The sequence below is a fragment of the Priestia sp. TSO9 genome (assembly GCF_021029645.1).
Classification (GTDB): Bacteria; Bacillota; Bacilli; order Bacillales; family Bacillaceae_H; genus Priestia; species Priestia megaterium_E.
In genome coordinates this window covers 1,110,266-1,128,102 of record NZ_JAJEKD010000013.1, presented here as the reverse complement: position 1 = coordinate 1,128,102, position 17,837 = coordinate 1,110,266, and the positions used below count along the sequence as shown (strand labels likewise).

General features: G+C 35.1%; 9 protein-coding genes and 1 other annotated feature. Of the genes, 6 read left to right on the top strand and 3 right to left on the bottom strand.

Annotation, left to right across the window (positions count from 1 at the left end):
- Positions 1–229: 229 nt before the first annotated feature.
- Genes dptF through dptH form a run of 3 tightly spaced genes read left to right on the top strand, consistent with a single transcriptional unit; the run spans position 230 to position 9,241 of the window.
- On the top strand, positions 230–2,536 hold the full coding sequence (dptF, locus tag LJC66_RS13945) for a DNA phosphorothioation-dependent restriction protein DptF (RefSeq protein WP_195696802.1): 2,307 nt from the start codon (positions 230–232) through the stop codon (positions 2,534–2,536).
- 5 nt (positions 2,537–2,541) lie between these two features.
- Positions 2,542–3,981 (top strand): DNA phosphorothioation-dependent restriction protein DptG, encoded by a 1,440-nt coding sequence (gene dptG, locus LJC66_RS13940; protein ID WP_195696803.1) that lies wholly within the window; start codon positions 2,542–2,544, stop codon positions 3,979–3,981.
- Positions 3,962–9,241 carry a DNA phosphorothioation-dependent restriction protein DptH gene (gene dptH / locus LJC66_RS13935; protein WP_195696804.1) on the top strand — a complete coding sequence of 1,760 codons (5,280 nt, stop codon included), beginning with the start codon at positions 3,962–3,964 and terminating at the stop codon, positions 9,239–9,241. The genes dptG and dptH overlap by 20 nt, the downstream gene beginning before the upstream one ends.
- A 27-nt stretch (positions 9,242–9,268) precedes the next feature.
- On the opposite strand, the gene LJC66_RS13930 is transcribed toward dptH, so the two are convergent.
- From LJC66_RS13930 to LJC66_RS13920, 3 genes are read right to left on the bottom strand one after another with little or no spacing between them, the layout of a single operon-like run.
- Entirely contained in the window at positions 9,269–9,637 is a 369-nt protein-coding gene (locus tag LJC66_RS13930) for a hypothetical protein (RefSeq protein WP_154990532.1), read from the bottom strand.
- Between the two features lie 4 nt (positions 9,638–9,641).
- Positions 9,642–11,657: a DNA sulfur modification protein DndD gene (gene dndD, locus LJC66_RS13925; RefSeq protein ID WP_195696805.1), complete on the bottom strand. Its 2,016-nt coding sequence runs from the start codon at positions 11,655–11,657 to the stop codon at positions 9,642–9,644.
- Between the two features lie 14 nt (positions 11,658–11,671).
- Entirely contained in the window at positions 11,672–11,857 is a 186-nt protein-coding gene (locus LJC66_RS13920) for a DNA modification system-associated small protein (RefSeq protein ID WP_195696806.1), read from the bottom strand.
- 213 nt (positions 11,858–12,070) lie between these two features.
- Here LJC66_RS13920 and LJC66_RS13915 point away from each other — a divergent pair, with 213 nt between their 5' ends.
- From LJC66_RS13915 to ileS, 3 genes are all read left to right on the top strand, one after another.
- Positions 12,071–12,397: an SMI1/KNR4 family protein gene (locus LJC66_RS13915; RefSeq protein ID WP_230932782.1), complete on the top strand. Its 327-nt coding sequence runs from the start codon at positions 12,071–12,073 to the stop codon at positions 12,395–12,397.
- Between the two features lie 446 nt (positions 12,398–12,843).
- The gene (locus LJC66_RS13910; RefSeq protein ID WP_230932781.1) at positions 12,844–14,193 is read left to right on the top strand and encodes an FAD-binding oxidoreductase; all 1,350 of its coding nucleotides are present in this window, start codon (positions 12,844–12,846) and stop codon (positions 14,191–14,193) included.
- A gap of 218 nt (positions 14,194–14,411) precedes the next feature.
- Positions 14,412–14,653 (top strand) — a binding site (T-box leader).
- A gap of 52 nt (positions 14,654–14,705) precedes the next feature.
- Positions 14,706–17,804 carry an isoleucine--tRNA ligase gene (ileS, locus tag LJC66_RS13905; protein WP_230932780.1) on the top strand — a complete coding sequence of 1,033 codons (3,099 nt, stop codon included), beginning with the start codon at positions 14,706–14,708 and terminating at the stop codon, positions 17,802–17,804.
- Positions 17,805–17,837: the final 33 nt, after the last annotated feature.

Sequence of the window (17,837 nt, the reverse complement as noted above, 5' to 3'; positions counted from 1 at the left end):
AAACCTCCTTATTACGTACGTAAAATATAATTTGATTATAAATTAATTAATTCAAAGATACAATGAAAAAAACCGAATGGAGGTTCGATTTTCTGTATTTCTAATTTTCTAATTAGATTGTTTTTTGTGTAAATAAACATATTGGTCCAGCATAAAGAAAATAGATATAATATATGTTAAAATTAAAATGAAATGGAAAATGATTATAGTAACCGGAGATGATTGACAAATGAGTTCCCAAGAGGTCTTTTTTTTAAGCTTCTTAGAAGATATAAATCCTGTAGCAGCTCAAAATGCCAAGAAGATGCAAGAATTAATATATGAAGATCCAAGTAGTTCAATTGTAAAAGCTAGATTATTCGCTGAAGCAATTCTTAGTGAAGTATTTAAGCAGGAGAAAATACAAGAACCTTACGTCAATTCTTTGTATGAAAAGATTTTGTACTTAACGAGAGAAGGGTATATTGAAAGAGATATTCAGAGATCATTCGATACAATTCGCTTGTCAGGCAATAAAGCTGCTCATGATGGCCAATTTAATGACATTACAGAAGCTTTTAAACTACATAGAGAAATGTACAAAATTGGAGTTTGGTTTTATGAGGTGTATTCATTAGAACAATTAAAAGTGCCTTTATACGAGAATCCTAAACCTCCTCAACAAGAAAACATTGAAGATATTGTAAAGAAACAAATTATGAGCCTTTTTGGTCCTGAAGGATTAAAGATGGCGCAAAAAGAAGAATTATCAGGAGTAGAAGAACCCCTCTTAGTAAATGACCCTGTGTCTTCTCAAGAAGAAGATAACTCTACCTCTTCAATTTTAAATAAAGATTTAGAGCCAGGACAGAGCTACTTAGTAAGAGAGCTAAAGAGATTAAAAGATTCGTCGCAAGAAGCAATCGAGAATGCAAATAATTTTAGTATCTTTAAGGACTATATGCACGTAGATCGCAATATTCAATTGGATTTAGAAAATATATTAGAACGTAATGAAAGTAGAGAAACAGGCAATTTAATTTTGTTATGTGGTAGTGTAGGGGACGGAAAGTCTCACTTACTAGCATATCTTAAAGAAAAGAAGCCAGATTTAATAAAAGATTATACAATTTTTAATGATGCTACTGAAAGCTTTTCGCCTAATAAAGATGCAATGGAGACTTTGGAAGAAGCATTGAATAGCTTTTCAGATCAAAAAATTGAACACTCGACGCAAAAAGTAATACTAGCAATTAATATGGGAGTGTTACACAACTTTATTAATACAAAACACAAAGAATATTCCTATGAGACATTAAGGGAGTTTGTGGATAATAGTGAGTTGTTTTCTCAAAATGTAACTACTTACTTCAGCAATGAGAATTTCGATTTACTAAGCTTTGGTGATTACCATTCGTATGAATTAACTGAAAAAGGGCCCAATTCGACTTTTTATTCTTCTTTAATAAGAAAAATTTGCGATTCTTCAGATGAAAATCCGTTTTATTTAGCACTAGAAGAAGATAAAAAAAATGGGCTTCATAACATGGTTCACAAAAACTATGAGTTTTTACAAAATAAATTTGTTCAAGAACAAATTGTACAATTAGTTATTCAGACAATCGTTAGAAAAAAACTAGTTATCTCAGCTCGAGCTTTCCTGAATTTTATCGCTGATATCTTAATTCCAGATAACATTCAAAACATAGAACTGATGTCTGAATTTGACGTTTTAGAATTCTCTTTACCGAACCTTCTATTTAATCGAAAAGAGCGTTCTATAATTCTTCAATCTCTAAGTCAATTAGACCCTATTCACCGTCGCTCTGTGTTTATTGATCAGTTAGTAGTAGAGCTTAATACCTTAAATGATTGGGATACTCTAATTGAAAATTATGTTTATGCTGAAACATCGAAAGGCTGGTTTAAACCTTTTATATCTAAAGATAATTTAACGGACTATTCTTTTAATTTGTTTTTTGAAACGTTTATTAGAGTTACGTTTTTAACAAATGAAAAATTTTCCGCTAATATTGCTGATCAAAGCTATTCAAAATTCCTTAGAAGCCTTTATTATTTTAACGTGGGAGATATGAGAAAAATAAAAGGGTTTTATGGGGAGATTGAAACAGCTATTTTTAAATGGAAAGGTAGTCCAATGAAAGGCTATATATATTTAGATAAACCTTCTGAAAAGTACCGTCTAGCACAAAAGCTAGAATTGAATCCTTCTATTAGTCATTTAAAGCCGAATAAAGGAGAGGTAATCGAATCTTTTAAGTCCTTTATTACACTTGCTTATAACGATAATGATGAAAAAAATAATATCTTCCTAGATATTGATTTTCCATTGTATCAGTTGTTAACGAAAGTCCAAGATGGATACTGTCCAAACAAAAAGAATGAAGAAGATGCAATAAAGTTTGTTGAATTTATTGAAAAGCTTATGGCGTTTGGAATGAAGAAAAAGGAAATGCTTGTTCATTTCCCTCAGGATAATAAATTTTATACAATCAAGCGTGATACTTTTGGTTCATTTGTATTTGAAAGGGAGTAAGTAAAATGGTTCAAACCTTGGAAAGAGAGTATTTAAATCATCTCTTCGAAACCAAAAAAAAGCATGATACTGGTAACGTGCTAGATGTGTTACCTTTTTTGTCTAAAAGAACAAAAGAAATTAGAGGACAATTCAATAAAGTTCTTGGAGAATATATACGAAATATTTGTGAGATAAAGCTAAGCAATAAGGCCTTTAAAGATAAGGAATTTGTGACGTCTGCAGAAAGTAATGAGTTAAGTGAACATATTGCAAGTAATGTAGATTATAACAATGAAGATGATTCCCATGATTTTGTGCGATTTTTAGATCAATATCTATTTAATCAGGAAGATATTAAACCTATTCATCCGTTTTTATTTAATTATATAGAAATCGAAAAGAAATTGAAAAATGAATTTGGAAAATATGGTCAGTTTATGAGCGAAACTTTTGTTAAAGATAATCCTGAAATTAAGGCTATTTTCAATAATAAAGAGTCAGAAGATATATTAACGGAGTTAATTCTTGATAAGTTGAATGGAGTAGAAGAATCTTCAAAGAATCCCCAAAATCAGGCGAAAAATAAAACAGTTAAACAATATCAGCCTCTTTTAGGTGAGTTTACACGTATTTACCAAGAGGATATCTTGTATCTAAGTAAATATAAGGATTATTTTTTAACTTCATTTCCTTTATTAACACATTATTATGTGTTTATGTATGCGTGTCAATTAATTGTGAAATTCGAGCAATTTACCACTGCTGATATGGAAATGGTGCAACCTCTTTATTTCGCGTTAGAATGGGAATCTATGAGTAGAAGAAGAAAAGCTACTGGTGAGTTAGAGGGTTTTAAATATGTAAAAGAAAAATCTATTAATCTATTTCCTCATATTCATACTATTTCTCAACTTAGTCATAATTCACTGAATAATGTGGAAGAGCATGATGACATACTTGAGTTCATGCCATATCGTAAACTTTACGATCTAATAGAGAGTAAAGGTGAGGAGTATGAAGCTGCTTTTTTAAGCGAAGTTAATCAATGGATCAAGGACTATCTAGAATTAAGAAAGCTTCCGTCTCATGAGAATAAAGCTGCTCAAAGCCTTCCAGAAGCTTTTCAATTACTGTTTAATTGCGTAAAAGAAGGTATAAGCACAGATGTTGCTAAGAAGTTCGGTGAAAACATAGGTGATTTAGGTGCTAACCAGTTTTTAAAGACCCGAGGAAGTTATGGACAGGTATTTAATATTAAGCATGATTTTCTACTTTTGTTAACAGCTGTTTCGGTAAAAGATAAAAGAATTCCTTTAAATGATTTGTTTAAAGAACTAGAAAAAAGAGGAGTAGCATTTGACCGTTACTCTAAAAAAGAGATTATAAGCTTATTTGATGACCTTAACATTTTGGATAAAAAAAGTGATAGTGGAGATGCACAATATGTCAAACCAATTTTATAATTATATTTCTACGCTCTTAGTAGAATATTTTAAAAAAGCAGGAATTAAAAAAGGAGATCGGTTTTACTTACAACTAGATAGTGGAACGGATGTTTTTCATTTAGTTGAAGCGCTGAAAATACTAGAAGGAACTAAACCTTTTAGATATAAACATGAGTTGGGAGAGGAATATGAAACATTTTCTATTCCTTTCCATGAAATTAACTTAGTAGTAGCATGTACTTCAAAAGACGTTAAGCCTGATTTTCTTGTTACATTAAGGAACTTAGTTGGAGAGCAAAAAGGAGTTTGGGAAAACTCCGCTTTGATTAGCATTGTTTCTGAGCAATTAGATTCCATTCAAGGTGGAAGTAGTGATTTACAAAAAGAAGGAATGCCTTTACATCCAGCTTCGTTATTTAATAATTTGAGAAATGAGATTGAAAATAGAAGTTTGGAAAAAGTTGATCAAATTATTTTATTAGACAATCTAAATAATTTAGTGAAAGAACAATCTTTTCAACAAATCACTTTTTTCGAGTTTGAGGATATTTTTGCTACTTTACAAAAAGGTTCTATCGATGACACGGATTACCATAAATTTGGACTTTTTAAAGATGCTGACCTAGATAAATTTAATGGTAAAGAACAAAGAGATCGTCTAAGAGAGAATAGAGATCTTTTTGATTATGTAAGAAAAGTGCATGATTTCGGTCTTAATAAAGAAGAATTAGAAAAACAATTTTCACCAGAAGGTGCCAACGAGCTAATTAAAGAAGAGTGGCGAGAATTACCGTTCTCTAGAGTCTATAAATTTAACGAAGATTATAGAAAACTTAATAAGAAGAAAAAAGTAGATTTAATAGGCTTAAAGGTTAACCATACGATTAAACCTTGGGATAAGCCGTATAAAGAATCCACTTCAGGTAAAAGAAAAAGACATATTATAATTTTTAATCCTGAAGGTAAAGAGGAAATTGAATTACAAGCTTCTTTTAGTTTAGAGGGTAACGTAAAAAGTTTAAGCTCTGAATTCCTTAAAGTGCCTAATGCTTTTTCTAAGAACCTCACAGTTGAAGTTAAGCAAACTAATATTTTTGCTAAAATAAAGCTTGAAAAGGATGCCACAACCTTCACGAGATTTTCTTACAAACATGACAACAAAGCAGCGTTAGGTGCAGAGTTTTTTATTGCTGTTTTACCAGTTGAGCCTATCTATTTGGATAGTTATAAGTCCAAATATTTAATTGATCCAAATGGTGGTTATATAGAGCTACAATTCGAAGAAGATGAATTGAGCTTTGGAGATAAAATAGATATACAGAAAGTAGAAGTAACAGAGGACAATCAAACAATTATTACCTCTCAAGATCAAAAATTGGTTGTTACTCCATTACCAGAGGCTTTTAATGATGAGGATGAATTAAGCCTTAATATAAAATTTGAAGAATCGCTTATTCCCCTCCTCTTAAAAAATGAATTGCCTGAGTCTATGCCGATTACTGGTCAACGAATTTGGAAGCTTATCAGGGAAACTGGTAAAGATATTCAATGGTTCAAAAAAAATAACCGTTTGGTTTTAGAGAACAGAGAATTTTACTTTCACTCTGAATATCGAGACTACTTCAAATGGGAAGATGAATGGGTTAAAAATGGGTTAAAGTATGCAACTCATGAATCGGACCGGCTGCTTAATAATAGAGAATTAAAACTGAGTGATGACTTAAGAGAAGCTTATAGTAGATTTTTAACATATTTTAAGATTCGAAAGTCAATTCCTAGTTTATGTACGGTTACTGATGATTACGAGAAGCGTGCAATCGATTATATAAAGGAATATCAGAAGGAAATCAACAAATTTGAAAATGGATCTCCCGCAGGACGTAAAGGAAAAGATTTATTTAAGTTAGGTACTATTCAATCAAATGGAATGTTATATTTTACGCCATTTCATCCAATAATGGTTGCATTTAAGCTGAAAATGTTTGAGTTATTGGATTCAGAAGAGCTAGATAACAGTATTTTAAATAGATTAAATCCAAATGGACTTATTCCATTTTTATATGATGAATCGGAAACATTGTTTAAGCCGGATTATCAACAAGCAGCTATGGAATGGTTGATGTTCAAACCGGTTAATAAAGTATCTGTTTCAGCTGCTAATCAGTATTTAGCTAAGGTTGTGAACGAAAAAATCACACAATTTAAAGAGCATTTCTCTTATTTGTTTATTAAGAAATCTCAAGCACCTCTTCAAATTAATGTAATTAATATTGCCAATGATAAAGAGGTTATTCGTGGAATATTACAGTGGATGATTAAAGAAATTGATAAAGAAGGTACTGAAAGCTTAAAACCGGTAGAAGTTACTCTTTATAAAGAAGAGCATATAGAGAGTTATTTTGATTTATATGCTAGAACTGAAACCATTGAGCAATTTGAATATCTTTTTGACATTAAACTTAAATCAAAAAATGTAGACTCGGATGATATCTTAAGAACAATAAGAGAAAAACTGTTCTTTTATAAGCAGGAACTTCAGGAAGAATTAAGATATGCTCATATCTCCTTTTATAAAATGCATGCTCAAGAGAACCATGCAGTACAGCCACTTAATGGCATGACGTCAGGGATTGCTATTGAAGGCCTTTACTCAAGCGTACCGTCAATGAAGGATGAGGAGACCTATAGAAGTGGATTTGGCACAAAAGCATACAGTATCGATCCTCAAAATTACTTAACAAGCACAGCTTACTATTTAAATGAATTAGCGGCGAACTTGCGAAATGGCGGTAATGATAGTTATAGAAAAGGAGAAGCTATTTTTTCAAGAACAACTACAGCGGATGAGGAAACATTGAAAAAGATTTTTAAATCATCTTATTGGGTAACATTTGTAGATCCATTAATTGATTTGGAATTTTTTCATGATTATGAGGACGAGCTAGTTGTGATTCATTATAACGATCAATACTCTTCTTCAAGTCGATATGATGCTATAACTGTGACTGATAAAACAAACCAATATTATGCTGTAATTAAAGAGTTTCTTAAGCAAAAAGGTGTAGAAGGCACAGAGGAAAATGTCCTTGCTACAATTAAAGCTTTTAATACATTTAACGGTGAGTGGCTATTAAGGATCATAGGAAGTAAAGGTCATTATGATCGAGAAAAATTAAGTATTATTTCTGCTATCAAATATTCTGTATCTTATTTTGATCATCCAGATATTCTTTGGGTTCCTATTTCTCTCGAAGAGGTATTAAGGGTTGCTGGAGCTGTTAGTTTGAATAAATCTGATGGGGTATTTACCGCTAAAAACCTTGGAGTTAAAGGAAGTCATAGCGATGATTTATTATTAATAGGTTTAGAAAATAGAGAAGGGGATATTTCACTTCATTTTTATCCTATTGAAGTCAAGATTGGAATAAATAAAGGAGAAGTATTAGAAAAAGCACGACACCAAGTTCAAAAAACAAACCAATTGTTTATTGAAACTTTAACTAAGCGAGCTGAAGATACATTTACGAGTAAGTTTTATCGTAACTTCTTTGCTCAGCTATTCATTTCTAATGCTCAAAAGCTGACACAAAGTGGTTTTTGGAAAGAGAAAGAATATAGTCTATCAGATGAAGTTATTGAAAGATTATTAAAAGATGATTACTTAGTGTCTAATAGTCTGAAAAATTATATAGGGAACAGCGCCATACTCTCATTCCAAAAAGATGCTTTTCATAGAAGCGCTCAATTAGAAGACGATGTCTTACTATTAAACCTCACGGAAAAAGATGGGTATGAGGGTCTAGTCTTTCCAATTAAAGAAATGCAGCATTGGATTCAGTTCGAATCAAGCGATTTTATTAAAGAAGATATGCTATCGTCTCGTTATAAACTAGGAGGGGAGCATAAATCTTCAATGGATGAAAGTGCTCAATCGGATGTCTTTCCAACGGTAGAAAAAAGTAGCCCCCTTCAAGAACATAAGGACTATGCGGCTGTTAGTGAAAATTTAGGATCTTATGAAACCGAGAAACCAGACACGGTAATTATTGAGAATCTTGATGAACATGAAAATTCTCTGCATAAAGAGGGTTCTCGGTCTAGGTATGAAGGGAAGTTATCTACGAATCCAACCGAAGAAATAACTAATTATCCTTCCTTAGAACAGGCAAGAATTAAGATTGGTAAAGCGGAAAATTCTAATCGAGAAATCTATTGGGAATATGGTAATAAAGGCCTTGCCAATAGACATTTATTAATTTCTGGTAAGTCAGGTCAAGGTAAAACTTATTTTATGCAATGTTTATTGTTAGAGAAAGCTAAGCTGGGAATTTCTAGTATCGTTATTGACTATACCGAAGGCTTTTTACCTAATCAATTAGAACCTGAGTTTGTGGACTATCTGGGACACAAATTAAAACAAAAAATTGTTTACAGTGAAAAACTTCCAATAAATCCATTTCAAAAGAATACTCGGGATATCGGAGGAATTCAGTTACCGGAATCCAACACTGATGTAGCAGAACGAATTAAAAGTGTTTTTGCGGCTGTTTATAGTTCGTTAGGTATTCAACAACAAAATGCAATATACGAAGCAATTCTAAAAGGTTTAGAGCTTTATGATGAGCAAATGAGCTTAGTAAAGCTAAAAGAACTTCTTGAAGAGGATGGATCAAATTATGCTAAAACAGCACTATCACAGATTAGACCTTTGATTGATCGTAATCCATTCAGTAACGACAATGTGATTAATTGGAAAGATATTATTCATAGTGAGGGTGAGGTTTATGTAATTCAACTTACCGGGTTCCCTCGGGATGTTCAATTAATCATCACTGAATTTATCCTTTGGGATTTATGGAATTATTCTGTGAGGTACGGTAATAAGAATACACCTATGCCCGTGATTATGGATGAAGCGCAGAATCTTGATCATACCGAAAAATCACCTTCTGCTAGAGTGCTGACAGAAGGAAGAAAATTTGGTTGGTCAGCATGGTATGCGACTCAATTCTTAAAATCACAGTTAGATGCTGATGAATTAGCAAGATTACAAAATTCATCTCAAAAAATTTATTTCTCACCTCCAGAGCAAGAATTATCGCACATTGCAGCTAGCTTATCTAAAGATAATCATGAGAAAAAGCATTGGGAACACAAATTAGCTTCATTAAGAAAAGGGCAATGTATTGTTCATGGTCCTATTCTAAAAGAAAACGGAGAACTATCTCATCCTACAGTGACAGTAGTAGATATTAGTCCACTATCAGAAAGAACGTAAAAAAAACCACCTTTGAGGTGGTTTTTTTTATATGATGCGTAATCTGAAATCTTCCATTGAAGTTTTATTTTCTAAATCGTCTTCTAACTTTCTTAATCCTTTTTCAATAAAGGCTAGCATATGTTTGTGTAAATCGTCATCTGTTAGAGGTGTACTCACTTCATTAATAATTAGATGCTTAAATAATAGAAATTCCTTATCTTTAATAATATTATCCGGTATGGTCCACTTATTCTTTCCGGGAGAGTATTGCTCCGAAACTGGTCCTTCTGAAATTGAGATTCCTTTAGCTAGAGCTATTTTTACAGCCATAGGTCTTTCGCATTCTAAGGAATCTACAACTCTGTCTAATATTTGTTTTCCTTCCTCAGATAATAGCATTCTTCGATTAGACACTATATCACCCTTTTACAAAATTGAAATAACCGTCTCTGATGACAGTATATTTCTTATTTTCATCATAATCTAACATATATTGTTTATAAGAATTCTTTTCCATTAACGTCACATATTCTTGTGTGATTTCTGTATCAGTAGAAAGAATAATAACTTGTTCACTTAGTTCTTTATAGTAATGATTAATTAAATGATTTCTATGATAGCTATCAAGTCGTCCCAGCGGTGTATCAATAACCACAGGTAAAGATAAATCCGATGCTTTTGTCAAGGCCCATATTAGAGCAGAAGCAATCATCTGCATTTCACCCGCTGATCTGTCTTGAATACTAATTTCCTGCATACGATCATTATAAAGGCGAATAGTATACGTATTAATGTCAAATTCTATTTTTCCAAATTCATCTTGTTTTCTAAATAATCGATGTAACATAGTTGAGAATTCTTCTTTAATATATGTTGCTTTCATAGTTATAAGTTCTGAAACATATTGTTCCATTCCTTTAATTATACGCTCTACATGGATGTAGCGTCTTTGCACTTCTTCTAAGTTTTCATCTTGGTTGGATAGTCTACTAAGACTATTTAATAGCTTGGTTTTTTCTTCCAAAGCATTATTTAATCTACGGTTTAAAGCTTTAAATTTAGTGTTGATTTCTCCTGATTTTTCGACTAAAAGATCAATTCTTTCATTTTCTTCTTCGATATTTACTGCTTCTGGTGCATTACGGATATCCGATTCTAATTTATCTAATTCTTGCTGTAACTTTTCGATTTTATTAATTAACTCTACTACTGGATTTTTATCTTTAATAGCAAGATTCATTAAATAACTATAATCATTATTCGATATATCATGTATTTCTTGAAAGTCAGAAGGTACAGTTTGTTGTATATCATTTTCCTTAATCCAGATTTCTTGACCAATGTTTTTTATTTGTTCTAGTTGGTCTTCTGTTAAAGCTGGAGTAATACTTTTGTTAAGTAATTGATCAATGAAACGTCGATAAGGAGATAAAGAAGCATTTTGTAGCACCTTTTTATGGTGAACTTCATTTTCTGCTTTAAGCTGCTTTTTTAACTTAAGGATTTTATCACGTAAAAGAATATTTACTATGTTCTCTTGAAGAAAATCATCAAGTTGTTTGACACACAGGTCGAGTTGGGTGGCTACGCGAGCTTGGTTCTTTACAATGACTTCGCGAGATTTTGAGTTTTGTGAAATTTTCGCATTGCGTTTCTCGTGAGCCTCACTGATCAGTTTTTTATATCGTTGAATATCAGTTAGAAATTTTTGTTTCTTATTTTCCAGTATTGTGATTGTACCTTCCAATTCTTCGGCTTCTCTTTGGACATTATTAAGTTTCGTTCGACTGACGGATTTAGCTAATTTATTTTCAAGAGATGCTTTAAGAGAGCGGAGGTCAATTAATAGATGTTTATAAGCCTCCATGCCCGTTATTTTTTGAATAGCTTCTTTCATTTCATCACTATTTTGTCTTAGAATAATATCCTTAATTTCTTCTCCATCAAAAATAAAGAAAGGTGCAGCGTGATAAGGAATAATTCTATCTATGAATTTATTAAATACCTCGATGTTATCAATACGCGCACGCTTTGGAATGCTTGAACCTTGTTTTTTAACCTCAAGCTCTCTTTCTTCATGCCCCATTCTTTTAGATTGATCAAAATACCATTTAACTTTCAAATTCCATTCTTCACCGGAATCTGTTTCTAAAATTAAAGAAATAGAGCATTCACGTCCACCTTCATTAAAGAAGGAATTATTGATAGTATTAGAAAACAATCTTTTATACTCTACTTGAGAAATTCCTCGTTGGCCGAATAAAATATAAAGAATAGCCTTAAGTATAGTAGTTTTACCGGCTCCATTTAGTCCGCCTAGTAGAATAATATTTTGACTTTTTTCCTCCCGGACTTTCTCCGGTATGTAGAGGTCAATTTCTTGCAGACCATAGTAGGTTTTATAATTGTCGAAAATCAACTTTTTAAGTAACATTAAACCTCACCTTATTAATTATTTTTAGTATGAAAATCGATTAAATCTTGATATTCTTTAGTTCTCACACTTTGACTAACATTTTCATAGGATAATTTTTCTGCTGAACGAATTAATTGGCTAGCTAACTTTAAAGGAATATCATTTTGTTTACAAACCCTTGCTAGTAGCTCAAGCTCTTTTCTTTTAACTTCTTTCATGGAAACCACCTTTGTTTAATATAAAATAACAATCAAAACAGTTATCATTAAAATCTTATCATAATAATTTAGCTTATAATACTACTAAAAAGTAAATATTAGTGACTATTTTATTATATTTGGTATCTAAGGATATTAAATCAAGAGGGGAAAATGGTTATATTGTATGAAATTCCCAATGAGTGAAATTAGGCTTAAAGTTTCCTTTTTAAGGTGAGGAAGTTTCTGTTAGAGGAGGGGTGTGGCTTCCTTCAGGGGTCTGACTATAATATAAACCGCATCATGGGGCTTTCTTCAATCAGAGACGCTAGATTAAAAGTAAACAATTTTGAATTTTACCCTGATATCGAACTTTACGAAGATTTAGAAGAGGACAAATTACTATTTTTTGAAGCTAATGAAAGTGCGCTGCTGCTGATAGAAATAAGTGAAGAACCGCATAATCCCATTTATTATGATGATATAAAAATTGCCGATTCTTTAGAAGAGTTTTTGAAGAAGATGGTGGAGGATGATAGGTACTATATTGATCTAGCATGATACGATATCTGAATAATAGATAAAATAAAGAACCCTAAAAAACCGTTGGCTAAGCTTTTAACCAATGGTTTTTTAGGCAGATATAATTAAGAAGGTTCATTTCTGAAAAGACGAATCATTCATTTTAAGAATATAAATTGCCCTATACTCAAATGAAAAAAATCAGCGATGTAGCACGTTTAAATAATTTAACTGGAAATAAAAGTACTTCAATTTATGTAGTTTACAACGCCGCCAGGAAAATTTTAAACGACAGCAAAAATTTGTTCAATTGAAAACTTATCTACAACAAGAGAGTTGATGCATCAAAAATAAATGAGCATACTTGTCCAGAAACCCTCCAGTAAGTTTTCTACTCTCTATTTATCCCCTTTAAACTGTGTGTCTTTTCTGAAGAAAATTCATAGGATATAGCATCTTATCTGTATTAAGAAAGGGGTTATATCGTGGAGGAAACAAAGCTTACTGGACGAATCGTTACACCTGATGATGCGGAATATGATCAGGCTAGAACAAATAATAATTTAGGTGTACCTAAATTTCCGAGAATAATTGTATTTTGTCAGAATACAAACGATGTAGTAAATGCATTGAAGTGGGTAAAGGAAAATCATGTCTCATTTCGAATAAGAAGCGGCAGGCATAGCTATGAAAATTTTTCACTGGTAAACGGTGGATTAGTGATTGATGTCAGTGAAATGGATAGAATCAAGATCGACAGTAAAAGCATGACAGCGAAAATAGAAGCAGGGGCTAATCTAGGGAAAGTATATAATGAATTATGGAAAAAAGGAACGACTATCCCTGCAGGTACGGAAAGCAGTGTTGGTCTTGTAGGCCTTGTGCTTGGCGGAGGAATTGGCATGTTATCAAGGTTGTTTGGGCTTACCTGTGATAATTTGGTTGAAGTTGAAATGGTCATCGTAAATGAACAGAGAGAAGTTGAACTCATTAAGGCAAATAAAAATCGCAACAGTGATCTCTTTTGGGCTTGTTGTGGAGGCGGGGGCGGAAACTTTGGTATTGTTACGTCTCTTACATTCAAGGTGCAGCCTGTCTCAAAGGTGTCAATCTTTTCAATTACATGGGAATGGGAAGATTTTGAAGCTGCTTTTGATGCATGGCAGCACTGGGCCACAAATACCGATAAGCGCTTAACTTCGGAGATTGAGTTAAAGTCGAAAGAAGCGAATCAGATTATTGCTCAAGGTGAGTTTGTTGGTTCATCATTCAAGTTAAAGGAGCTTCTGCAGCCTTTAATAGATGTTGGGTGTCCTAAAAAAGTAGTAATAAAGGAAGTTTCATATATTGAAGCTGTACAATTTTTTGACGATCCGAGCGGAAACCAACCCGCCCCTCGAAAAAGGTCAGGTTCTTTTCTTAATAAACCTTTTCCAAAAGACGCTATTTTAACAATGAAGCATTTTTTAGAAAATGCTCCGAATGAAAAATCTAGTATTTGGCACCAGTCTCTTGGGGGAGCAGTGGAAGAAGTTGCCTCTAATGAAACGGCCTTCTATTATAGAGATGCTGTTATCGCACAGGAGTACCTTGCTACATGGAGCCATCCTTCAGAAGAGCGAGCAAACATTCGATGGATTGAAGAGTTAAGAAATGCTTTATCGAGATATACAACTGGAGATTATGTGAACTGGCCGGACCGGCTCATCAGAGATTGGCCAACGGCGTATTATGGAGAGAATTTTAAAAAGCTTCGAGAAGTGAAACGAGCATATGATCCATGTAATCTATTTCATTTCCCTCAAAGCATCCCGCCGTTTATTAACTGGTTTTAAAGATCATCTTTCAAGTGGTAGATGCAAATAATACCCACCTTAAATGAGGTGGTTTTTTGTGTACATTGCCTTTTCCTGAGAGCGTGAAAAAGGAAGCAAACAGTGGTAAGCAGTTATTTTATCAATAGATGGCTACGTTATACGGAGAAACATACACAAATTTCATAAACATTGACATTCCCTTCCAAACCGCATACAATAGCTACTAATAAAAGCACACAAATTCGTTGAAGAGAATCAGTACGCTGCAAGTTTGTTCCACAGAGAGCTGGTGATAGCTGAAAGCCAGTGTTCAAGCTGCAGGGGAATATCCTCTCTGAGAAGTCAAACTGAACGATAAGTAAGTTTGAACGGTAGTCTACCGTTAAAAAGAACGCGTATGATTGTACGTTGCTGAGTGCTATTGATGAACGGATCAATAGAAGCCAGGGTGGTACCGCGGTTAAAACCCGTCCCTAGTCATAGGGACGGGTTTCTTTGTGTGCTTTTAACTTTAAAAGGAGTGGTATCACATGAAAGAAGTGAATGTAAGGGAGTCTTCGCAAGAGCGCGAAAAGCGTATCCAGCAGCAGTGGCAAAAGAGAAATGTGTTTCAGCAGTCGGTTCAAAACAGGGAAGGGCATCCGTCATTTGTATTTTATGAAGGGCCTCCTACAGCAAACGGTTTGCCTCACGTGGGGCACGCGCTAGGCCGGACCATTAAAGACGTGGTGGCTCGTTATAAGACGATGGCGGGGCATCAAGTAATTCGAAAAGCAGGCTGGGATACGCACGGACTGCCGGTAGAGCTCGGTGTCGAAAAGCAGCTCGGAATTTCAGGGAAGCATGACATTGAAAAATACGGCGTAGAAGCTTTTATCAACAAGTGTAAGGAAAGTGTGTTTGTGTATGAAAAGCAGTGGCGCACGTTCACGGAGCAGCTTGGCTATTGGGTTGATATGGAAGACCCTTACATCACCTTGGAGAATTCATATATTGAAAGCGTATGGAACGTGCTTGGCACGATTCATGAAAAAGGACTTCTTTATAAAGGCCACCGCGTATCACCTTACTGCCCGAGCTGTCAAACGTCGCTGAGTTCACATGAAGTAGCGCAAGGGTATAAAGATGTAAAAGATTTAACGGTAACGGTGAAATTTAAAGTGAAAAACCGCGATAATGAGTATTTTTTAGGGTGGACGACAACACCTTGGACGCTTCCGTCAAACGTGGCGCTTGCGGTGCATGAAGAGATGAACTACGTTCGCGCTGAGCAAGGCGACAGCGTGTATATAGTGGCAGAAGCGCTCGCAGACAAAGTGTTAAAAGGAGAATATAGCGTTTTATCTCAACATAAAGGAAATGAGTTAAAAGGGATGTCGTATGAGCCGCCGTTTAATTTTGTGAAAGTGGAAAAAGGGCATGAAGTCGTAACGGCTGATTACGTAACGGATCAAAGCGGAACGGGTGTTGTTCATTTAGCACCTGCATATGGTGAAGATGATTACAGAGTCGTAAAAGAAAACGGCTTTTCGTTTGTGAACGTAGTGGATGAAAAAGGACAGTACACGTCTGAAGTGCCGCCTTTTCAAGGACGTTTCGTGAAAGACTGCGACGTTGATATCGTTCGTCATTTAGCAAATGAAGGCGTGCTGTATCATAAAGAAAAGCATGAGCACAGCTATCCGTTTTGCTGGCGATGCGACTCGCCGCTTCTTTATTACGCAAATGAAAGCTGGTTTATCCAAACGACGGCGTTGAAGGAACAGTTTTTGAAAAACAATGAAAGCGTGACGTGGTACCCGGATCATATCAAGCACGGCCGCTTTGGCAACTTTTTAGAAAATATGGTGGACTGGAACATCAGCAGAAAGCGCTACTGGGGAACACCGCTGAACGTATGGGAATGCGGAGCATGTCAGCATCAAGTAGCGCCAAAAAGCATCAAAGAGCTTCAGAAACATGCGTCTCATTCCGTGGATGACAGCATTGAACTTCATAAGCCGTATGTAGATGACGTGCAGCTAACGTGTCCGGTCTGCAGCGGAGAAATGAAGCGAACGCCCGAAGTGATTGACGTTTGGTTTGACAGCGGCTCGATGCCGTTTGCGCAGTATCACTATCCGTTTGAAAATAATGAACTGTTCCAAAAACAGTTTCCAGCAGACGTTATCGCAGAAGGAATTGATCAAACGCGCGGCTGGTTTTACAGCTTGATGGCAGTTTCAACGCTGTTTACAGGAAAAGCACCTTATAAGCGCGTTTTGTCTCTTGGCCACGTCTTAGATGAAAACGGTCAAAAGATGTCTAAAAGTAAAGGAAATGCGCTGGACCCTGTTGATCTTATTCATACATTTGGTGCTGATGCGCTTAGATGGGCGCTTTTAGCAGACAGTGCACCTTGGAATCCGAAGAAATTTTCAGAGCGCGTCGTGCAAGAAGCGAAGTCAAAAGTGATTGATACGCTTGTGAACGTGTACGGCTTTTACGTGTTATACGCCAAGCTTGACGGCTATGACCCGAAGCAAACGTATGAATTGAAAAAAACAAAATTGGATGAGTGGATTCTTTCGCGTTTACACAGCACGGTCAAGCGCGTCACAGCACATCTTGAAGATTACGGATTTACAAGTGCCGCTCGTGAAATCGCGGCATTTATTGAAGAGCTAAGCAACTGGTATGTACGACGTTCTCGCGATCGCTTTTGGTCAGAAGGGATGCACGGAGAAAAAGCAGCGGCTTACGATACGCTTCATGAAGTGTTAGTGACGCTTAGTCAGCTGTTGGCACCGTTTACGCCGTTTGTTGCGGATGATGTTCATGAAAATCTCACAGGGAAAAGCGTTCATTTAGCAGACTATCCTGTTTGTGATCAAACGAAAGTGAACGAAAAGCTGGAAAAAGAAATGGCAGCGGTGCTTCAAGTAGTGGAACTAGGCCGAAGCATCCGAAATACGCATTCGTTAAAAGTAAAGCAGCCTCTGCAAAGTCTTTCGCTTGTGGTAACGGAAGAAGATGTAGAGTGGAAAGCATATCGTGATGTCATCAAAGATGAGCTTAATGTAAAGAACTTTAACGTGGAGCAAGACGACGACAAACTTGTTTCATACGTATTAAAACTGGATTTTAAACAGGCTGGACCAAAGTTTGGGAAACAAGTTAATGAGGTCAACCAAGCGCTGAAAAACCTTTCAGAAGAGAAAGGGAAAGAGTTTGTTGAACAAGGCAAGCTAAGTGTTACGCTTGCTTCAGGAGAAAACCTAACGCTTGAAACGGCAGACGTACTTGTTGAAAAAGTGCCAAAAGAAGGTTTTGCAGTTGCATCAAACGGCACGTACACTGCGGTGTTGGATACGGCGTTAACCGAAGAACTCGTGCAGGAAAGAGTCGCTCGTGAAGTAATTCGAGCGGTTCAAGATTACCGCAAAAAGCTGGATTTACCCGTGAATTTACGTATTGATTTGGAGCTTAGCGGAGACGAAGAAGTGAAGGAAGCCGTCGCGAAGTTTGAAACGCTGCTTCAAGAAAATCTTTTGCTGCACAGTCTCAGTGTGAAAGAAGCCATCGAAAATGGAGAGACGGTAAAAGTCGGAACAAAGCAAGTTACGCTTCGCGTTTTAAATCAGAGCTGATAAAAAGCACTTACCTCATAGCAGGTAAGTGCT